Source organism: Anaeromyxobacter sp. SG64, assembly GCF_022690745.1.
In the GTDB taxonomy this organism is placed as follows: domain Bacteria; phylum Myxococcota; class Myxococcia; order Myxococcales; family Anaeromyxobacteraceae; genus Anaeromyxobacter; species Anaeromyxobacter soli.
The window spans coordinates 1-2,534 of sequence record NZ_JALCZB010000183.1 but is presented as its reverse complement, the minus strand read 5'-3'; the positions used below and the strand labels follow the sequence as shown (position 1 = coordinate 2,534).

The window sequence follows — 2,534 nt, the reverse complement described above, 5'->3', positions numbered from 1 at the left end:
GCGGCTCCTCCCGAGCCTGCACCCCAGAGCGCCGCTCCTGCCCCCGCTCCGGCCCGCCCCGTGGCGGAGCCGGCCGCGAAGGCCGCGCGGACCGCCGCCCCGCGCACGCGCCGCGCCGCCGCGGCCGAGGTCGAGGACCTCTCCCACGAGACCGACCTCGGCGTCGAGCTCCGCGTCCTGTGGGGCGACACGCTCCTCGAGGCGGGCACGTTCGTGCAGCCGAAGGCGCCGGTGCTGCTCGGCGAGAGCCCGAAGTGCGACGTCCGGCTCGAGGGGCTCCCGGTCGACGACTTCCCGGTCCTGCGCTTCGAGGACGGCGAGTACCGCTTCACCTTCCGGCGCGGCATGACGGGCGTCCTGGAAGAGCGGGCCGGCACCCAGACGTTCGGCGAGCTGGTGCGCGCCAAGAAGGCCGCCCAGGACGAGAAGGTCGAGGGCGCCTACTGGATCCCGGTCCCTCGCGCGGGCGCGGTGCGCGCCGAGATCGGCGCGCAGCTCGCGGTCGAGGCGCGGCCGAAGCGGCCGGAGCCGGTGAAGGGCGCGCCCTTCTGGGAGCGCATCAACTACCAGTTCCTGAACCTCTTCCTCGTCCTGTTCTTCGTCCAGGCCGGGTTCATGGTCGCGGCGAACAACTTCCCCTACGACACCGACGTCGTGGCGGACGACCTGTTCAAGAACCCCTCGCGGATGGCGAAGTTCATCATCAAGGCCCCCGAGCCTCAGAAGAAGCTCGACGCGCCCAAGGGCGAGAAGAAGGGCGATCCGGGCGAGATGGCCGAGAAGCACAAGGGCGAGGAGGGTCAGATGGGCAAGAAGGACGCCCCGAAGACCAACGCCCGCTCGGCCCCGAAGGCCATCGACCCGAACGCCAAGGAGATCGTGAAGAGCACCGGCCTGCTCGGCGTGCTCGGGCGGGGCGGCTCGGCGGGCCTCTCGACGGTGTTCGGCTCGGGCGGCCTCGGCGGCGATCTGAAGGGCGCCGTCGGCAACATGTTCGGCCCGGTCGTCGGCGACAGCTACGGGCTCGGCGGGCTCGGCATCCGCGGCTCGGGCAAGGGCGGCGGTGGCTCCGGTGAGACCATCGGCATCGGCGCGGTCGGCACGAAGGGGCGTGGCGGCGGGTACGCCGGCTACGGCACGGGCGTCGGCGGCCTCGGCAAGAAGGGCGATCGCGACGTGAACGTCGCGACGGGCAACGCGGTGGTGATGGGCTCCATCGACAAGGAGCTCATCCGCAAGGTCATCCAGGAGCACTCCGCGCAGATCCGCTACTGCTACGAGCAGCAGCTCGCGATCAACCCCAAGCTGCAGGGCAAGGTCTCCATCAAGTGGATCATCAATGGCGACGGGTCCGCGGCGAGCCCGCAGGTGGACGGGGGCGCGACGACGCTCGAGGACGCCAAGGTCCACGAGTGCATGATGTCCCGCATCACGAGCTGGCAGTTCCCGAAGCCCAAGGGTGGCGGGATCGCAGTGATCACCTACCCGTGGATCCTCCGCTCGTCGGGCGGGGAATAGGAAGACGGCCTTGAAGCGACTCGTCCTCGCCGTGGTGCTCGCGGCACCTCTGCTCGCCCTCGCGCAGGAATCCGCCCCCGCGCTGCAGGAGGACCCGCGCGCGGCGCGGTTCCGCGACGTGGAGCGCGGCTTCTTCATCGGGTTCGAGGTGGGTTACCTCGGCCTCCTCGACACGCCCACCTCGGACCGCGCCAAGTTCCCTTACGCGGGCGAGGGCGGCGGGCGGGCCGGGGGCCTGCTCGTCGGCGCGAACGTCGGCGTGGACCTCGGCAAGCGGATCTCCGTCTCGCTCTACGGGCAGGGGGGGAACGAGCGCGCGAACGACAATTACGGCGCGTTCAGCCTCTACAACGGGGGCCTGGACCTGCGCGTGGCGGTGCTCGGCGCGAAGGACCGGAACGACTTCGAGCGGTTCTACGTGTACCTGCACGGCCGCGGGGGCTACGCCCGCAGCTATCCCGAGGGGCTCTTCGGCAGCGACGACCTGGTGGTCGCCGGAGGACCGGGGATCGAGTACTTCACGCGCCTCCGCCACTTCTCCGTGGGGCTCGCGGGGGACTACGTGTACGCCACCACCGCGAAGGCGAGCGGGTTCGCGGTCTACCCGACCGTCCGCTATACGTTCTAGCGAGCGACCCGCTCCTCGAGAGGTCACGCGGCGCCGGAGACGGCGCCGTTTTTTTTTCGAGTGCGGGATGGATCTGCGGAAAGACCCGTGTTACATGCTCGCCCGCCGCGACGAGATGCAGCGCGCGGCGCGGTTCGAGGCGGAGTAGCTCCTCCTCGAACCCCCGGCGGGACGCGAGGGTGGCGGTAAGGCGGCGTCCCGGCGATGAGGCGAAGCGGCGCGAAGAAAGGCAGTTGACGCGCCCCGGAGCCGATGGTAGATACGCCGCCCTCGCTGACGGAACGGATTGTCCTCGAGACACCGCGCAAGTCAGGCCCGAGCCGGAGACGGATCGGGAGGGTTCGTTCGGTCTTTGAAAACTGAATAGCAAGCCTACGACGGAATGCGG

At 70.3% G+C, this 2,534-nt stretch carries 2 protein-coding genes; both read left to right on the top strand.

Annotated features, from left to right (window positions below; all coding sequences use genetic code 11):
* Positions 1-1,518: AgmX/PglI C-terminal domain-containing protein (locus MNZ29_RS24740; protein ID WP_277957395.1), on the top strand; the 1,518-nt coding region annotated here is incomplete at its 5' end.
* Between the two features lie 10 nt (positions 1,519-1,528).
* Positions 1,529-2,146, top strand: coding sequence for an adventurous gliding motility protein CglE (cglE, locus tag MNZ29_RS23905; RefSeq protein WP_242340876.1), 618 nt, complete (start codon positions 1,529-1,531; stop codon positions 2,144-2,146).
* Positions 2,147-2,534 lie beyond the last annotated feature (388 nt).